Raw genomic sequence first — 15,900 nt, 5'->3', positions numbered from 1 at the left:
GCCCAGCTATCGCAGCTTCTAGCAATGATATGACTAATCATGACCTCGATGAGTCACAAGTGTCGCGAGTGATAGAGATGGCGTGGGAGGACAGGACACCGTTTGAGGCGATAGAGCATAGCTATGGGCTCAATGAGTCCGATGTCATTACACTTATGCGTCAGGCGCTAAAACCGTCCTCGTTTCGCTTATGGCGAAAGCGGATGAGCAATCGCGCTACCAAGCATGAAGCAATACGAAGTTTTACGATAGGTCGTGCTTATTGCAAAACCCAATATAAACCGCGCTAATTGTCTGCATGTGTCTGTATCTGCTGAGTGCAGCTATAATATCGATACTCAGTACCCATTATAGACCCTGATTATCCGTTATAATAGACATACGTATTATTCGTGCTATGCATACATCTATATATTAAATCCTTAGTCAAATATCCATTAGGTAGCTCAATTATGATCAGTCCCTCTAAGCCGTATTTAATCGCCCCTTCTATATTATCTGCTGACTTTGCACGTTTAGGTGAAGAGGTAGAACGTGTATTAGAGTCTGGTGCTGATGTCATCCATTTTGATGTGATGGACAACCATTATGTGCCCAATTTGACGTTTGGTAGCATGATTTGTAAGGCGCTGCGTGATTATGGGATTGATGCACCAATTGATGTGCATCTAATGGTTAGCCCTGTTGATAGTATGATTGAGCAGTTCTTAGAGGCAGGTGCCAGCATCATCACATTTCATCCGGAAGCAAGCTCGCATATCGATCGTTCTTTGCAGTTGATTAAAGATGGAGGCGCAGAGTGCGGTTTGGTATTGAATCCAGCAACGCCATTACATTATCTAGATTATGTCATGGATAAAGTGGATCAGGTCCTACTGATGAGTGTCAATCCTGGCTACGGTGGTCAGTCATTTATTGAAGGGACGCTAGAAAAGGTTCGTCAAGTGCGTCAGCGTATCATTACCAGCGGTCGAGACATTAGATTAGAAGTAGATGGCGGTATCAAAGCCAGTAATATCCGTGCCATTGCCGAAGCAGGTGCCGATATGTTCGTCGCCGGTTCAGCGATATTTAACCAAGAAGACTATAAAGCGGCAATCGATGCCATGCGTGCAGAGCTTGCCTTGGCAAATGGGGAGTAACGCTCCATATAGTAAGTTGTATACTATTAAATAGTAAAGTTACCTATTATTAATAGCCGCTGTATGATTGATTATATAGTCGGTCCTAAATAAAAGAAATACAAATGTTATAAAGTGCTACTGGGGTCAATTTTTCTTGCTTGCTGTGCCTACGCAGACAGAGGCTGCAAATAGGGCGTGTTGAACATTCGACCATGGCACTGACAAAGACTATTTTTTAGGCGATTCGAAGGTAAAAATAGTAAGTATAGTCATTCTATACGTCTATTTTTAGCAATGAAGCGGCAAAAAAGAGTCCTGTCCTTTCAGGCTGATGCTAAAACTGCCCCATACGGTGTTGCAAGTCTTGCTAAGGTTATTCACATTATCATCGACTTGCGCCTTGTCTGGAACAGTTTTAGCGATCAGCAGTGCCTATTTGTGAATGTTCAACACGCCCTAATTAACCCCAGTAGTTTTGTACCCTTTTAAAATTGGATTAGCTATATTAAGCGACACGTCAGCTAAAGGTAAAATATGCATATGCAAAACCTAAAACATCAAAATTCAGACTTGCCATCACGTAGCTTGGTACCTAAAGGTATTACGATTGGCTTAGCCATGTTCGCCCTTGTGCTGAGCCTAGCTGGCTATGGCTTTCGCTTGATGGTTGGGGAGGATGTTGGTGAAGTATTACGCCATGCTGCGGTGATCGTGCCTGCATTTGTGATTGGCATTCCATTATTTTTTTGGCTCGGTTCACGACTGCTGAATAAAGTAAAAGGCCTGCATATTGAGACTAGAAATGCCTTAACGCTTGGCTGGTTGACCGCTTGTGTGGCTATGTTGTGGCTGATGGGTACCTATAGTTAAGTTTTTATCGGTATAGATAAAGCGCCTGAACAAATAGTGCGCGATAATATTCATAAGCTGTTTTTGTGACACTTTTTAATCGTTAAGTCAGGCTCTATAAGCTTGACTGGAATTTTACATGAGAATTATCCCGACCAGTATTGCCGACATCATTTATCCAAAAGACTTACCCAATGGTTTATTTACCAGCTTAATTATTGCCTGTCTGCTGCTAGGACTATCGTCACTGCGACATGGTACTGATTTACAAGGTTGGCTACACGTTTTTGAAAACTGGCTGCTGATGTTATTGATAATACCAACCGCGACCGCGACAGTCGCCTTACCATTCAAATATCGCGATCCAACATTAGAGTTAAAGCTTATGTATTATCTGGGTATGTTTGTTGCCTTCTTATTTACCCTAGCAAAACTGCGCTACTGGCGCTAATGTTACAAGCACCGCACATCCAAGTAGTATTTATATAGAGGACTTATGTGACAGACCTTGAATTTCAAGGCTGAAGCGTCCATTGTATGAATAATGCTGTTTTATCCGTGTGATTGTAAGATGATAGCCTTGCTATATGAGAGTGTCTTTGCAAGTATGAGACGGGACAATAAGGAATAAATGAATGCCATATGATATCGATAATGATATAGAAGTAGATAATGACAGTACCGACCAATTTGCAGGATTTGCCAAAGAAACCACACTTGAGCTGGTAGAGGCGGCGGATGGTAAGCTATTATTACGCGATGCTGAACAGGACGATGCGCCGCTGATGACCATTGATTTCTCTGATAAATTAAAAGAGATATTAGGTAGTGATACCCAAGCGATAGGTCAGCATATGATTCATGCCGCAATCCAAATCATCATGCAAAAGCAGATGAGTCAATGGCATGCGCATGTCTATGATAAAGAGCCGACGCACTACAGTTGATGATGTATAAATCAATAGCAAATAGATGAATAGTAGTCAGTCTAAATAGCGATAATAAAAAAGGGTTTATCGATTGATAAACCCTTTTTTTGTTCAAATAAAACCATTTATAAAAATGGAGATTATTTGATTTTTGCTTCTTTAAAGATCACATGCTGGCGTACTTTTGGATCAAATTTTTTGATTTCCATTTTGCCAGGCATAGTGCGCTTGTTTTTGGTAGTGGTATAGTAATACCCAGTACCAGCAGTTGATACTAACTTAATTTTATCTCTCATGATGGCTTTCCTGTAAATGAGCGGTCTTCAATCGATAGGTATGGATCTAAAGTATTAAGTTGCTGTAGATAGTATCCAGTCATAAACGTATGAGCTGGTAAATATTCAGCATAGCAGCAGCCTAAATAGCGATATTCATCGATAGATTAGGCTGCCAATATTTACTTAAACTTTTTGACCTTGTGCGCGTAGATCTACTAGCACTTTATCGATACCCAATTTGTCAATGATGCGCATACCTTTGGTAGACACACGTAGACGTACAAAACGATTTTCCGACTCTACCCAAAAACGATGGTTGTGAAGGTTTGGTAGAAAGCGACGACGGGTTTTGTTGTTTGCGTGCGAAACATTATTACCCACCATAGGGCGCTTTCCAGTCACTTGGCAAACTCTAGACATGGCGAACTCCTAATCTATGAGGTATGAGGGATTCTCATACCAGTCTGGGCAAGTTGCACGTATTTGCGGCATGGACACAGCAAGCGGCAGCTTTGCACCAAACAAAACTATATGAAGGTTGAGCTGATTTACTGTCATCTAAAGGCAAATAACAGGCAAACCAAATCAGAAAATTTTAAAGCCGACATTTATACCATAAAAGTAATGAATACTCAAATATTTTTGTGATAGTTGTTGGTTTAAAGGGTAGCTATTATACCCTGAAATGATCGCCCTATGTTATTGATTATTTAATAATAAGGATTCACTTTTTAGTTGTAAGTTATGACAAAAGTCAGTAAAGTCTCAGTTATATATTTAATACAATCTGTTAATACTACTGGCATTATTGTAAATGTGTGTATCATTACCAATCTACTAAGATTCTGTGTAATGATTTTGCCTGTCCACTTACATAAATGATTGCCGCTGCGGAGTTCCAAACATGTCATACAGCTCATTGCCATTTACTTCTAAATTATTTCAGCTCACCCTTTTGACTTGTGCATTGGCATTGGCTGGCTGTGGGGGTGGTGACGGCACAGACATAATTGCGCCTACACCTGACTTAGAGGTACAGCAGCCTGGTACCAGTGGTGAAGATGGAACAGGAATACCAGTAAGTGCTATTAATATAACATCTATAATATTAGTAGATCCTAATGGTAACGTGACTCGAACTATTACTTCAGCTGGAGCAAGCGCAACAGTAATAGTGACTGATAATAATAAAAAGCCAATAAGCAATGCTTTAGTATCTTTTCAGGCTGAAGGTGTTACGTTTGGTACGAGCAATAACACTGTTTTGACTAATGAGAAAGGTGAGGCAACTATATCTGTTAAACCTTCAGATAGTACAAATACGGGGAGCTATCAGCTCAGCGCGACTGTTAAATATAATGATTTGACCAAAACTACGCTTGGCTATAACTTTTCTTTACAGGCTATACAAGTGTTATTAACTGAATTTACATTGTCATCTACCAATTTGGACTCGGGTAGTAATACAAATATCACTCTCAAAACAAAAGATGCAATCAATGACGTCTACCAAAACGATGTTACTGTAAACTTCACTACTAGTTGTGGCAGTTTTGATAGTAATAGTGTCATTTCAAGCAATCAAGGTGATGTAAGTACAACTTATAAGGCTATTGATGATAATGGTAACTTATGTGAAGGTGCACAAACCATCACTGCTGCTCCTGTGAACAATCCAGTAAACAGACAAACAAAGACTATAAACATCTCTGGTATTGAAGCGAGCTCAATATTTTATACCACAACTGAGAAACTGCAGTTAGGAGCAAGTAATAGTGGCTCATCAAGCTCAGGTCAGATAGAATTTACTGTATTCGCAAATGGCAGACCTGCTGCCAATCAGCAAGTTGAAATAAGTAAATTGCAGGTACCTACTGACTTTAGTTTTGTAACATTAAATAACCAAGCCCCTAGAACAGTAACTAGTGATTCGCAAGGTAAGGTCGTCGTCAACTTATATCCAGGTGCATTACCCGGTCCTGTAGAAATTAAAGCCACCTTAAAATCAAATACCAGTATATTCGCTTTATCAAAAGACGTCTCTGTAGCGACAGGACGTGCAACTCAAAATGGTGTTAGTATTTCGTTGAGCAAAAACGTATTAGCTAATAGTGTAGATGGCGATACTGCAACCATTACAGTACGATTAGTAGATAGAGTAGGTAACCCTGTACCTGATGGTACAGTAATGAGTTTCGTCAGTGAAGGCGGTAGAGTAACGCCAAGTTGCGCGACTAACAAAGGAGTATGTACGGTTGAATTCAGTACTCAAAACCCACGTCCAGTAGATAATCGTGTCGCAGTAATTGCTTATGTAGAAGGTGATAAAGCTTATATTGATAAGGATGGCGATAATCAATTTAGCGCTGGGGATATATTCACGCATAACATCGGCGACTTCTTCCGTGATGATAATGAAAACAACAAGTATGACTCTGAAGCTGGCGAATTTGTATATAGAAGAGGGGCTACTGGCGCTGTTTGTGCACCTTCTCCTAACTCTCAACCAAATATTACAGATACCTGTGATAATAAGCTGTCAGCTATCTTACGCCAACAGTTTATACTAGGTTTAGCTTCCGATAGTCCAGTATATGAGGGTTTACCTGATTCTCTTAATCCTAATTTAGGAAAGACGGCTATTACCCGAGCTTTTAAAATGTATGGTAATAGTGCACGTACGGTCAGTATGCCGTCAGGAACTACCATTAGTGTTGTGGCTGAAGATAAGACTGACTACTCTCCTACGGTAGAACTGACGAATGGTGTAATACAGGTATCAAATGCTGAACCAAATACTACGGCTATTGTTAAATCAGGTTCAACCTCTATTAGTGTTTCAATCAGTGGGAACGGTACGGGTTCAGTAAGTACCACGTTGCCAGAAGGGTCATCCTTAACTATAGCAAATACGAATGTGACCTGTGAAGCAGAACTTACTTCTGGCAATTTGAAATTACCTAGTACTATTAATCTAGGAGTTGGTAAAGTAGTTGATAGCGCGGTAAGCTATAAGTTCGAATATAGCGGCTGTCGTCCTAATGATAAAATCAAAGTATCAGTAACAACACCAGCTCCAGCCGCTACTACGACAACGACCACAATATCTGTCATATAGTAAGCATCTTACAATATTATAAATACGAAAACCCCCAACCCTCGCGTTGGGGGTTTTTGCATTGACCTCTCAAACAGCCAAATCAATCTAAATAACCAAAAACAACTAACGCGCTCAGCAAAACATTGCAAAAAAGATTAGAATAGTCAGTTTCCTATGCTGCTATCTATACACAGTAAGCAGCACATTTTATTTTTAATTGGGCGCACTATGTCAGACATTGCAACGATTGCTTCACCAAAAAAGTCACTTCAAGTGGCATCTAAAGAGATCTCCGCTATCACTGCTACAGCCACGTTATTGATTAAATGCCGTGACCAAGCCGGTATCGTACAAGCCGTATCTGAGTTTATTCATCGCTATGGCGGCAATATTATTACGTTAGATCAGTACTCAACTGCCCATGAAGGCGGTCAATACTTTATGCGCTTAGAGTTTGCCTTAGCAGGATTGAGTGAGATTATCGATAACTTTGAAGCCAGCTTTGCACATACCGTTGCCAAACGCCACAATATGGAATGGCGCTTACATGACAATGCGATTAAGACCAAGGTTGGTATCTTGGTATCTAAATTTGATCATGCCTTATTAGACTTGCTATGGCGTCATCAGCGCGGTTTGCTTGATTGCGAGATTACCTGCGTTGTGAGTAATCATAGTGCTTTACGCCAAGCAGTCGAAAATTTTGGTATCGTTTTTCATCACGTGCCAGTGACCAAAGACAATAAGGTAGAGGCAGAAGAGCAAATCCATACGTTAATGGCGGGTAATGATTTATTGGTGTTAGCGCGTTATATGCAGATATTGTCATCAGACTTTGTTAAGCGCTGGCCGATGCAGATTATTAATATTCATCATTCATTTTTGCCAGCGTTCGTCGGTGCTGACCCTTATCGTCAAGCTTATGATAAAGGAGTGAAGCTAATTGGCGCAACCGCGCATTATGTGACCGCTGAGCTCGATCAAGGACCTATCATTGAGCAAGATGTCCACCGAGTCACTCATCGTCAAGGTGTCACGGAGCTACGTGCTATTGGTCGCGACATTGAACGTAATGTATTGGCACGTGCCGTCAATTGGCATGTACAGAATCGGGTGATTGTGGCGGGAAATAAGACAGTTGTCTTTAATTAGGTTTTCATTAGAGTGGTTTGAAGTTTAGAACAAGGTATTAAAAGGTATTTAATAAAAAAGCTGCCAGTATTACCATTTAATACTGGCAGCTTTTTTCTAGACCACTATCGTAGCACGAGTTTTATAACAGCATCTCCAGCACAAATTTACTGCCGACAAAACCAATAGCCAATAAAATAAAAGCATAAATAGTCATATTTGCGGCACGTTTTCCGCGCCATCCAGCACGCCAATTACCGATAAGTAATGCGCCAAACAGGAGCCAAGACATTAGGCTAAAGGCTGTTTTATGGACAAGGTGCTGTGCCATCAAGTCTTCTACGTAGATAAACCCAATGCCGAGTGCAACGCTAAGTAGGACAAAGCCGACCAATAGCATATCGAATAATAGACTCTCCATGCTTTGAAGAGACGGCAGCTTATTTACCCAAAAGCGGTGAATCGATTGATGCTTAAGTTCACGTATCTGTAGGCGTAAGAACAACGCTTGTACTGCTGCCATCAGCAGCACACAATAGGCGGCAAGCGAAAGCAAGATATGAGTCTCAAGCCCTATGCTAATATCCGTAATCGGGCGATAAGGCGCACGCCCAACATAACCGATTAACATACCTACAAGGCCAGTCGGTGCCGCCAATATGCCGAGACTAACAATTGGTCGATACAGAGAAAACATGACGTAAAAAAACAAAAAAAACAAACTGATTAGGCTGAAGATATTGAACAGATTGAAATTTAGCCCGTAGAGTGTGACCACGTGCGGATAAAGTAGCGCTGCGTGTGCCAACATACCCACAAACAATAAGCCTAAGCTGGTGCCTTTATGAATAGGTTTATCCTGAATCAGCGCCCAACCCATATAGACGCTGACTAAGAGGTAAGCCATCACAGCAAGTAAGAATGCAAGTTGCAAGATAAAGAACCTCATCTCATTTTGCGCGCAAAATACGCGCTTAATTTAATGCTAAAGTGGTATTATTAGAATAATTACCCAATTTATCATAAAATGGCAATCAATTGAGCACCATCTTATGTATTCATGATAAATGCTTGGCAATTGCGCTTGAATACTTGCGATCAGATACCAATACCGGAATCGTATTTATCAGTGCGTTAACTTCCGAAGCCAATCTCTACTAAGCGCCAAGTTTCATAAAGAATTATTTTAACTGAGAGTTATTTATGTTTGATACTTTAACAGAACGATTATCGTCGAGCCTGCGCAATATCGCAGGTACAGGGCAATTGACCGAAGATAATATCAAAGACACCTTACGTGAAGTGCGTATGGCGCTATTAGAAGCCGATGTCGCATTGCCGGTCACCCGTGATTTTGTAAAGCGTGTGAAAGAGCAAGCGCTTGGCGCTGAAGTGCTTAAAGAGTTGGCGCCAGGTCAAGCTTTTGTCAAAATCGTCCATGACGAGCTGACCGAAATGATGGGCAGTGCCAATCAGCAGCTTGAGATGACTGGCAAGCCACCTGTCGTTTACTTATTAGCAGGTCTGCAAGGTGCTGGTAAAACCACCACTGCTGGTAAATTGGCAAAGTTTTTACAAGAGCGCCATAAGAAAAAAGTCATGCTGGTATCTGCTGACGTCTACCGTCCAGCAGCGATTGCCCAGCTTGAGCAAGTAGCAGGGCAAGTAAATGCCAAGTTCGTTAACTCAAGTACTGATGAAAAACCGATTGATATTGCGCTACGGGCTATAGAAGAAGCTAAAATACAGTATCAAGACATCTTGATTATTGATACTGCCGGTCGTTTGGCTATTGATGAAACCATGATGGATGAAATCAAGGCGTTAACCGCTGCGGTTAATCCTTCTGAGACTTTGTTTGTCGTTGATGCGATGACCGGTCAAGATGCGGCCAATACTGCCAAAGCTTTTAATGATGCGCTGCCATTAACCGGCGTTATTTTGACCAAGACTGACGGTGATGCTCGCGGCGGTGCGGCGCTTTCTGTACGTGCCATCACAGGTAAGCCGATTAAGTTCTTGGGTCGCGGTGAGAAACTTGATGCGCTAGAGCTATTCCATCCTGAACGTATTGCTCAGCGTATTCTTGGTATGGGTGACGTACTGAGTTTGGTTGAAGAAGTTGAGCAAAAAATCGACCGTGATAAAGCCGAAAAAATGGCGAAAAAGATGCAAAAGGGCGGCGAGTTCGATCTTGAAGATCTATTGACCCAGTTTCAGCAAATGAAAAGTATGGGCGGCATGGCAGGTTTTTTAGATAAGATGCCAGGTATGGGCGGCTCTGATATGCAAAAAGCCGTCGAAGATGCCAAGCCAGAAGAAAAAGTACGTGAGATGGAAGCATTGATCAATTCGATGACCCCGTTTGAGCGTAAAAATCCTGATAAAATCAACCCAAGTCGTAAGCGCCGTATCGCTGCAGGCTCAGGTCGTGAAATTCAAGACGTCAATCGTTTGCTCAAGCAGCATAAGCAAATGGCAAAAATGATGAAGATGATTTCTAAGCCTGAAGGCATCAGCAAAATGATGAAATCGATGCAAGGGCTGATGGGCGGCGGTGCTGGAGCGGGCGGCGGTGGTCCATTGTTCGGTGGTGGTCAAAAAGGTGGGGTCAAAGATGTGAATCCGCAGCAAATGGCAAAACAGATGGGACTTGACCCAAATAACATGCCGAGCGCTGAAGACATGCAAAAACAGATGCAAGAGCTACAAGGTCAAGCGCCAAAGAAGTTTAAAACACGTTTTTAAATGATTTAGTGCTACTGGGAAGTATTGATAATAAAACCTCAAAGCTAAATGAGCTTTGAGGTTTTTTCATATTTTAGATATTTGAGTGAATTCTCACAAACAATGTGTGAAAAATATAGAAAGTGAGTCAATTAATCTGTCCTAAATGCTATGATAGGCGCTGTTTTACGATGCCAAGAGAATTAGCCGAGGTTATGATGTTTTTAGCAATGGATACCGTGTTCGATCAATGTTCGATCGCCATTTTAGATGCCGACGATCAAGTGTTATCGAGTCATACCGAGACAGGTAAGCGCCAGCAAACGCAGCAAATATTACCGATAATTGACGCGGCATTATCTGAGGCGCAGCTAAAACTGGCTGACATACAAGCACTTATCTTTAATCGTGGTCCTGGTGCCTTTAGCGGTATACGTATCAACACGGCAGTGGTACAGGCATTGTCGGTTGCGCATGATACCCCTTGTGTAGGTGTCTCAAGCCTGCAAGCGATTGCGCAAGCGGCGTATCAGCAACAGGGTTATAGTGAAGTATATAGCGCCCTTGATGCGCGTATGCAGCAGGTATATTTTGGGCATTATATGCTGGTAGATAACATTATGCAGCCTGTTAATCAAGACAGTGGAGAAGATACTGAGCAGCTACTTGATTATGATTGCCAGACAGCGCTCAATCTTCCTATCGTTGGTAATGGTGCTGGTTTATTAACTTTGCATAACGGTCAGATTATCCATGCTGATATCCATCCTGATGCAACCGTAATAGGACAACTGGGTATGGCCCAGTTTATGGTCAATGGCGGAACAGAAGCGGCGCAAGCTTTACCTAAATACTTACGCAATCAAGCGTGGAAAACGCTCAAAGAGCAAGGTAAGGCTTAGTATACCCTATCTATATTTAGTGGTCATAAAGCTTTCAGATGTCGAACACGACAATAACAGTATTATGAATATAGCAATATAAAACAAACGCCTTTACTGTTTTCGGAATTTCTTAGGAATAATTTTGTGGATATTATTTTATTAATTCAAGCTGTCATCATGGGTATCGTTGAAGGTATCACTGAATTTTTACCCATCTCGAGCACAGGATATCTGATTTTATCCGCTGATTTGATGGGTTTTTGGACCAAAGAAAAAGTCGATTTGTTTGTGGTGGTGGTGCAGTTTGGCGCTATTTTAGCGGTCATATATGACTATTGGGGCAGACTCTGGCAGGCACTAATGGGTTTGCTGACGGGTAAAGCAGAAGGCATGAGTAATCCACGCCAACTTGGACTTAGCCTAATTGTCGCGACTATTCCGGTGATGATTGTTGGTTTCACTTTTGCTGATGAGATTAAAGCCTATTTATTCAATCCTATTGTCGTGGCGATTATGCTAATTATCGGTGGTTTACTTATATTTTATGTTGAAAATCGCCCGAAAGCCATTATTGCAGCAGAAGCAGAGGACGTTAGCCTAAAAACAGCTTTGATGATAGGTTTGCTGCAATGTTTGGCATTGATACCCGGTACATCACGCTCAGGTGCGACAATTATTGGTGCGCTGTGGCTTGGCGTCTCACGTAAAGCTTCCGCTGAATTTTCGTTCTTTTTAGGTATTCCAGTCATTATTGGTGCAGCGCTATTAGATTTTATTAAGCATCATGACGTTTTAACCAGTAGCGAAGATTGGTTGGTGCTAGGTATTGGTACTGTCGTATCATTTATCATCGCCTTGCTTTGTATTCGCTTATTAGTCGCTTGGGTCAGTCGCCGTGACTTTAAAATCTTTGCATGGTTGCGTATTATCACTGGTGTGTTGGTTTTAATAGCCGCTTGGGGTTTTGGATATCAGATGGCAGGCTAAACTTCATGATGGAATGGTTTTTAATAGAGATTCATGGTGTTATAAGTTTTAAAAAGGAATGGCAGTCATGACCGATTTGAAGCAAGTGCTGACTGCTGATATTAGCTGCCAACTACTTTGTGTGAATGAAACGCAGGCAAGTCAAGTCGAGAGCTTGCAAGCACTCATAGCTGAGCATAAGCTACCCATTATTTTGAATACTGAACTGGTGACAGAGAAATTGAATCAAAAACGTCGCCAGCAGTTAAGCCAGATAGCTACCCAACCTATATTGCTGTTAGATGAAAAAGATAAACTTTCATGGTTGATTGATGGGTTAAGCGTTGCCCCCGAATGGGATAAACTGCAGCGTCGTGTAGTCAGTGCAGGGCGTAAATCTGAGCTTTTATTACAAGCAGCGAAATTGACCGCAGATAGTCAGGTCATTGATGCAACTGCTGGTTTTGGTCATGATAGTCTGATACTGGCGAGTACTGGCGCCCAAGTTACCATGCTTGAGCAGCAGCCATTTATGGCGTTATTGTTGCTTGTAGAGCAGCTGCGTATTAGTACGCTGCCAAATTGGCAAAAGCTGATGTCACGTTTGCAAATCATTAATACCGATGCGCTCACTTATTTTGCAAGGTTTAATAACTATTTAGAGGCTGATAACGAGCAAGCCATTGATGTGATATATCTTGACCCCATGTTTCCAGAAGACAGTTATCAAGATAGCAACACGGGGAAGGGCGCGAAAGTCGGTAAGCATATGCAAGCGTTGCATCAATTAGCGCATCCGCCAACTTTAGATGAAGAGCAGCAATTACTACAATCTGCGCAAGCCGTTGTCAGTCGAAACGGTCAAAAACAAGGTCGTGTCATCGTTAAGCGTCCACAATTTGCGCCGTTACTTGCTGATCAACAGCCAAGTGAAAGCTGGAATAATGAGGCAGTGCGTTTTGACGGTTATTTCGTTTAATGATATTAAATAAGACAGCTAATAAATTTAGGAGCAGGGAATGTCTGTGTTAATCATTTGGGCTATGGGTGCGGCGTTATTATTAATCAACATTATGCTGCGTACCAGAATCTTGCGCCTTGAAGCACGTCTAAAAGAGTTAAGTAATCCTAAAGAGCAATTGGCATTTTTACGCCAGCAAGCTGCACAAAAAGAGAAAGTTGCTGCGATTAAAGCCTTACGCAAGCAATATCCCGAGCTATCACTCATTGAAGCCAATAAGATGTGGCAACAAGTCTAGTGGCATTATTATGATTAACAGTAGCAGAGTAGCAGAGTAGCAGAGTAGCAGAGTAGCATACGCCAAGTTCCATGTACTAATTTGCTATACACCAAAACCATTATTTACTATTTTCTATCCATGATAATTAAAACGCCATGACATTTAACGACAAGCTACAAGCTTATATTCAGCTGACACGTTTTGATAAGCCTGTCGGTATTGAACTGCTACTGTGGCCAACATTATGGGGCGTGTTATTTGCGGCGATGGGGCAGGCGCAGCAACAAGGTGCAGGCATTACGGCAGGACTACCCAGTTTCAGTATCTTTGTGATTTTCGCCCTTGGAGCGATATTGATGCGGGCAGCTGGCTGTGCCATTAATGATTTTGCCGACCGTAAAGTCGATGGTCACGTAAGCCGTACTAAAGGTCGCCCGTTAGCTGATGGACGTCTGTCTGCTAAAGAGGCAATTGCAGCTTTTTTAGTATTAATATTATTAAGTGCAAGTTTGCTTCTGTTTTTACCCATTCAGGTGTTTTATTGGTCATTTGGTGCCGTCATATTGGCGTTTATTTATCCATTTATGAAACGTTACACGCATTTGCCGCAAGTGTTTTTGGCAGCGGCTTTTGGTTGGGCGATACCGATGGCATATGTCGCGATACAAGGCGCGCCTGATATCTGGTGTTGGCTGTTATTCACTGCCTATATGTGTTGGACAGTCGCTTATGATACTCAATATGCGATGGCTGACCGAGAGGATGATATAAAGATAGGGGTCAAATCAACCGCGATATTATTTGGTCGTTATGATGTGATTGTCATCTCGTTACTACAGATGTTGTTTTTAGTTATCATGGGCGCAGTCATGTGGCATTATTTTGCGCCGACCCGTTTAGGTATTACGCCAGTCTTTGGCTTGGCGTTAGTCGCGATGATGTTTGCTAAGCAAAACAGTGCATGTGCCAGTCGCAATGCTTTGGCTTGTTTTAAAGCATTTTTAGCCAATATATGGGTAGGACGTTATGTCTTTGCGCTTATAGCCATCGCTTGTATCTGGACGACTTTTAATGGATAAGCTCAATAAATTTTCGAGACTAAAGACCAAGAAGTCATCTGCGCATAATATGCCTAAGAGTGATTATGAGGCAAGATTGGCTGAGAATGGTTTGACGCGCGAGCAAGTAATTGAGACGGAGCGTAAATTGGCAAAATTTGCCAATACCATGGATTCGCTCGTACGTGTGCCTTTTACCAAACAAGGCATGGGCGCAGATGCTGCACTTTCGACCATTCCGCTGGCAGGGGATTTAGCAGGTCTGGCATTAACAAGTTATGCCTTTATATTGGGTCGTCAGCTCGGTGTACCCGCGCATAAAATGACGCCCGCTGTCAGATTGGCACTGATTGATATGGTAGTTGGCATCATACCGGGTATTGGGACGCTGCTTGACATCTTTATTCGCCCGAGTCGTAAGACCTTGAGCATCGTGCATGAGCATCTACAAAACGAGTATGGCATCATCGAAACCATCCATATGGATCGCCCATTTTTACATCAATCACTTGAAGATAAGCAGCAGAGTCGTTTTGGCGCTTTTTGGCGCAATCCAATAGTTGCTTGGCTGTATCTGCATATTCCTGATATGTTGGGGCTCGTTGTCATTGTTATTATCGGTTGGGGTTTGTGGTCATTGATGAGCTGGCTGGTGAGTCTGTTTGGTAAAACTACTGGATTTGGTTAAATAACAGAAGAATGGGTCAGTTAGGCAATAAAAAAGGCTGCAAACGTTGATATCGTTGCTGCCTTTTTTATTGCCATCTTCACTAACTTTACGACATATTTTTATATAGTTGAAATACTTTAAAGTCGCTACAGTATTGCTGGTGTAAATTTTTTGCAGCCTCTGTCTGCGTAGGCACAGCAAGCAAGAAAAATTTGCACCAGCAGTACGTGTTGTATCGATATTACTTTTCACCGACTATACTTATAAAGCCTATTCAGTAATCACTTCTGCATCGGCACTAATGGCATCAAAGCTTGTCATTTTATTATTTTGAATAAAATCTACCGTGCCACCGCCAGTATGACTAACTAACTGAATATTGCCATCGCTTGAGCGATAAGTAGGATTATTACCTTGACCCTCAGACGCGCTCAAGGTCATTTTAGGTTTGTTTGGTACGGTGATGATGGCATTAAGCATGCCCGCTGCTGAAGTCTCAAAAACGACTGATAATGATTCGCCCGAAGCACTTCGATACTTAACGTCAGTGATTTGCGCGCCTTTAATGGCTTGCTCTGGATTGGGCGCTGGAGCAGGGTCAATGACAGAGGTATCCGATGTGCCAAGATTATTCTCTAGCTCCGTTAAGTTCTCATCCTGTTCTGGATTCGCAGCAGACGCATTGGCATTAATATCATCAGCAACATTGGGTGCATTAATGTTGGAAGTCACAGGTGTCGTTTGAACTGCCACTTCTGTGGCTGTATCATTATTTGCTTCAGGTTCTGGTGTTTTTTTGCAGGCAATCAACAGTGATAAGCTTAAAAAAATGGCAGATACAGCCTGAAAATATGGTTTTAATTTTATAAAGGTAAAGGGAAAAGTTTTCATAATAAGACAGCTATCCATTAGTGAGGGTCATAATTAGGCACATAGCTAAAGT

The 15,900-nt window shown here is 41.9% G+C and carries 18 protein-coding genes; 14 read left to right on the top strand and 4 right to left on the bottom strand.

Annotation, left to right across the window (positions count from 1 at the left end; genetic code table 11):
• Window positions 1-29: 29 nt before the first annotated feature.
• The 5 genes from AC0J5Y_RS09955 to AC0J5Y_RS09935 all read left to right on the top strand — a co-directional run bounded on the left by AC0J5Y_RS09955 (window position 30) and on the right by AC0J5Y_RS09935 (window position 2,920).
• A complete protein-coding gene (locus AC0J5Y_RS09955) occupies window positions 30-290 on the top strand; it encodes a TIGR03643 family protein (RefSeq protein WP_475132153.1) in 261 nt (86 codons plus the stop codon).
• A 162-nt stretch (window positions 291-452) separates the two neighbouring features.
• Window positions 453-1,142: a ribulose-phosphate 3-epimerase gene (gene rpe / locus AC0J5Y_RS09950; RefSeq protein WP_475130535.1), complete on the top strand. Its 690-nt coding sequence runs from the start codon at window positions 453-455 to the stop codon at window positions 1,140-1,142.
• 516 nt (window positions 1,143-1,658) lie between these two features.
• Complete coding sequence (locus AC0J5Y_RS09945) at window positions 1,659-1,994, top strand: hypothetical protein (RefSeq protein ID WP_475130534.1); 336 nt, start codon at window positions 1,659-1,661, stop codon at window positions 1,992-1,994.
• A gap of 118 nt (window positions 1,995-2,112) precedes the next feature.
• Window positions 2,113-2,424 (top strand): hypothetical protein, encoded by a 312-nt coding sequence (locus AC0J5Y_RS09940; protein ID WP_475130533.1) that lies wholly within the window; start codon window positions 2,113-2,115, stop codon window positions 2,422-2,424.
• A 184-nt stretch (window positions 2,425-2,608) separates the two neighbouring features.
• Window positions 2,609-2,920 (top strand): hypothetical protein, encoded by a 312-nt coding sequence (locus tag AC0J5Y_RS09935; RefSeq protein WP_475130532.1) that lies wholly within the window; start codon window positions 2,609-2,611, stop codon window positions 2,918-2,920.
• Between the two features lie 122 nt (window positions 2,921-3,042).
• Here the strand turns inward: AC0J5Y_RS09935 and rpmG are convergent, their stop codons facing one another.
• Window positions 3,043-3,198 carry a 50S ribosomal protein L33 gene (gene rpmG / locus AC0J5Y_RS09930; RefSeq protein ID WP_010201403.1) on the bottom strand — a complete coding sequence of 52 codons (156 nt, stop codon included), beginning with the start codon at window positions 3,196-3,198 and terminating at the stop codon, window positions 3,043-3,045.
• A gap of 165 nt (window positions 3,199-3,363) precedes the next feature.
• Window positions 3,364-3,600, bottom strand: coding sequence for a 50S ribosomal protein L28 (rpmB, locus tag AC0J5Y_RS09925; protein WP_011280972.1), 237 nt, complete (start codon window positions 3,598-3,600; stop codon window positions 3,364-3,366).
• Between the two features lie 484 nt (window positions 3,601-4,084).
• Between rpmB and AC0J5Y_RS09920 the strand changes: the two genes are divergently transcribed.
• A complete protein-coding gene (locus AC0J5Y_RS09920) occupies window positions 4,085-6,298 on the top strand; it encodes an Ig-like domain-containing protein (RefSeq protein WP_475130531.1) in 2,214 nt (737 codons plus the stop codon).
• Between the two features lie 270 nt (window positions 6,299-6,568).
• A complete protein-coding gene (purU, locus tag AC0J5Y_RS09915; RefSeq protein WP_372843110.1) occupies window positions 6,569-7,432 on the top strand; it encodes a formyltetrahydrofolate deformylase in 864 nt (287 codons plus the stop codon).
• Between the two features lie 121 nt (window positions 7,433-7,553).
• On the opposite strand, the gene AC0J5Y_RS09910 is transcribed toward purU, so the two are convergent.
• On the bottom strand, window positions 7,554-8,360 hold the full coding sequence (locus AC0J5Y_RS09910; RefSeq protein ID WP_475130530.1) for a cytochrome C assembly family protein: 807 nt from the start codon (window positions 8,358-8,360) through the stop codon (window positions 7,554-7,556).
• 254 nt (window positions 8,361-8,614) lie between these two features.
• On the opposite strand from AC0J5Y_RS09910, the gene ffh reads away from it, so the two are divergent.
• The 7 genes from ffh to AC0J5Y_RS09875 all read left to right on the top strand — a co-directional run bounded on the left by ffh (window position 8,615) and on the right by AC0J5Y_RS09875 (window position 14,975).
• The gene (gene ffh, locus AC0J5Y_RS09905) at window positions 8,615-10,159 is read left to right on the top strand and encodes a signal recognition particle protein (RefSeq protein ID WP_475130529.1); all 1,545 of its coding nucleotides are present in this window, start codon (window positions 8,615-8,617) and stop codon (window positions 10,157-10,159) included.
• A 197-nt stretch (window positions 10,160-10,356) separates the two neighbouring features.
• Window positions 10,357-11,040, top strand: a complete 684-nt coding sequence (gene tsaB / locus AC0J5Y_RS09900; RefSeq protein WP_475132151.1) for a tRNA (adenosine(37)-N6)-threonylcarbamoyltransferase complex dimerization subunit type 1 TsaB — start codon at window positions 10,357-10,359, stop codon at window positions 11,038-11,040.
• 126 nt (window positions 11,041-11,166) lie between these two features.
• Window positions 11,167-12,009, top strand: coding sequence for an undecaprenyl-diphosphate phosphatase (locus AC0J5Y_RS09895; RefSeq protein WP_475130528.1), 843 nt, complete (start codon window positions 11,167-11,169; stop codon window positions 12,007-12,009).
• Window positions 12,010-12,076: 67 nt separating this feature from the next.
• The gene (locus AC0J5Y_RS09890) at window positions 12,077-12,967 is read left to right on the top strand and encodes a class I SAM-dependent methyltransferase (RefSeq protein ID WP_475130527.1); all 891 of its coding nucleotides are present in this window, start codon (window positions 12,077-12,079) and stop codon (window positions 12,965-12,967) included.
• A 40-nt stretch (window positions 12,968-13,007) separates the two neighbouring features.
• Window positions 13,008-13,247, top strand: coding sequence for a hypothetical protein (locus tag AC0J5Y_RS09885; RefSeq protein ID WP_475130526.1), 240 nt, complete (start codon window positions 13,008-13,010; stop codon window positions 13,245-13,247).
• A 137-nt stretch (window positions 13,248-13,384) separates the two neighbouring features.
• Entirely contained in the window at window positions 13,385-14,308 is a 924-nt protein-coding gene (gene ubiA, locus AC0J5Y_RS09880; RefSeq protein ID WP_475130525.1) for a 4-hydroxybenzoate octaprenyltransferase, read from the top strand.
• A gap of 49 nt (window positions 14,309-14,357) precedes the next feature.
• Window positions 14,358-14,975 (top strand): DUF4112 domain-containing protein, encoded by a 618-nt coding sequence (locus AC0J5Y_RS09875; RefSeq protein WP_475130524.1) that lies wholly within the window; start codon window positions 14,358-14,360, stop codon window positions 14,973-14,975.
• 252 nt (window positions 14,976-15,227) lie between these two features.
• On the opposite strand, the gene AC0J5Y_RS09870 is transcribed toward AC0J5Y_RS09875, so the two are convergent.
• Complete coding sequence (locus AC0J5Y_RS09870; RefSeq protein WP_475130523.1) at window positions 15,228-15,848, bottom strand: hypothetical protein; 621 nt, start codon at window positions 15,846-15,848, stop codon at window positions 15,228-15,230.
• Between the last annotated feature and the right edge of the window lie 52 nt (window positions 15,849-15,900).

This window comes from Psychrobacter sp. TS_SC_6 (genome assembly GCF_056156305.1).
Note: the sequence above shows the minus strand (reverse complement) of the source record. Positions and strands in the feature narration are given on the sequence as shown.